Origin of the sequence: Aetokthonos hydrillicola CCALA 1050 (genome assembly GCF_017591665.1) — a bacterium.
Classification (GTDB): Bacteria; Cyanobacteriota; Cyanobacteriia; order Cyanobacteriales; family Nostocaceae; genus Aetokthonos; species Aetokthonos hydrillicola.
This window is the reverse complement of the sequence record NZ_JAAKGC010000382.1, coordinates 1-1,525: the sequence shown is the minus strand read 5'-3', so window position 1 is coordinate 1,525 and position 1,525 is coordinate 1. Positions and strand designations below refer to the sequence as shown.

Below are 1,525 nucleotides of genomic sequence, written 5' to 3'. Positions count from 1 at the left end.
GTTCCAAGTCTGCTAACTTTTGTTGAAAAAATTCTCGAATAAGTTGATGTAGATGATAAGTCTGATCTCCCTGGAGAAAATGCCACTCTTCTAAGTTTACCCTGGCATCTTCCAAATCTTCAGTATCTTGCTCCGTATTTACGCTCTCCACGAGTGACCAAGGAATAGGAGCTAAAGCAAATAAACCTAGTAAGCAACCTAGCTGCTTGGCTTCTTTAGTTAACTCATCCCAGCTCACTTCAAAGGCAGCTGCAACTCCTCGTTTTATATTGAGTGTACAAGTACGATCATTATTGTTTTGATCCAGGGATCTGTGTCTCAAACCTTTTTGGTCTAGCCGTTCCAACATTGTTATTAAAGACAACTTTTGTTTCTTAACGTATCGTCCAGCCAATTGCAGCGCTAAGGGTAAATAGCCTAATCTTTGACAGAGCTTTTTGGCACTCACCAGTTCTTCTAAAATTTTTTCTTTCCCGATCCACTGTTGTAACAAATCAAGTGCGTCTTCTTCTTGTAGTACATCAAGGGTCAAGTTGGGAAGTTCAGAGAACTGTAGCCTAGTTGTGATTAACACCTTAAATCGAGATGATTGGGGTGGCAAATACGGCTCAACCTCTCGAAAATCCTTGACATCATCAACTACGAGTAGTACGTCTCCTTCCTGCCAGCATCGCCAGCAGTAAGACACTTGAGCTCGTAAGTCCTGAAGATCTGGTGGTTGCAAGCCTAACTGTGTTATCGCAAACTCTACAATTTTAGACCCTACCTCAATCTCTCGCCCCTGCAACCAACAAATACCTCCAAGATAAGTGCCTTGATGCCAATGGTAATGAGCATACTGCAATGCTAATTCGGTTTTTCCAACACCTCCCATACCAGCTATCGCGCAGATAATAACTTGGTCTTTTATCTGGAGTTGTTGATGTAGGATTTTAAGTTCCTGATGCCGACCGACAAATTTTGCAATGCTAATACGAGGGAGATTTTGCGGGATACCAGTAGGCGTGTGCTTTTGTTCAGTGATGAAAGTATATAGAACGGCTTTAAGTTTATCTATGGTTTGGATATCGAAATGATAGTGAAACCCAATTTGTGCTATTCCACCCTCGACAACAGTTTGAAAGCCTTTAGCGTCATCTAGATTGATCTGATTCATGCGGCTTGCTGCACTAGCAAGCTGAGAACTCTCTGCCAAAACAGCTTTTAAAGCCGCCACAAGTTCTCTTAAATCTGCTTGCGGTTCATCTTTTAGCTTTTTGGCAACCTCAGTCAGTATCAAAAGTATTTGCTCATCAATGTCAGCCATTACAAATCACTCATTTTCAGGGGATAGACTCTTTACCGTGGAAGTTTATCTCACCAACGTAAGCAGTTCCACCCTCAACCTTGGTTTGCCAGCCCCTCGCGTTGTCATGGTTGTACTGTGTCATGTGACTATTGTCCTGAAGCTTACCCGCGTTTATTTCTTGAGCAAGAGCTTGTAGTTCAGCAGCAAACTGTTTATCTTCAAGCATTGCATATTGTA

Annotated in this window: 1 protein-coding gene and 1 pseudogene; both read right to left on the bottom strand. The window is 42.2% G+C overall.

The features are described from left to right. Positions 1 to 1,306, bottom strand: a 1,306-nt coding sequence (locus G4P69_RS38135; RefSeq protein ID WP_243903194.1) for an NB-ARC domain-containing protein, incomplete at its 3' end; no start/stop codon positions are given. 16 nt (positions 1,307 to 1,322) lie between these two features. Continuing rightward, positions 1,323 to 1,525 (bottom strand): annotated as a pseudogene (locus G4P69_RS38130) (hypothetical protein); the annotation flags it as partial.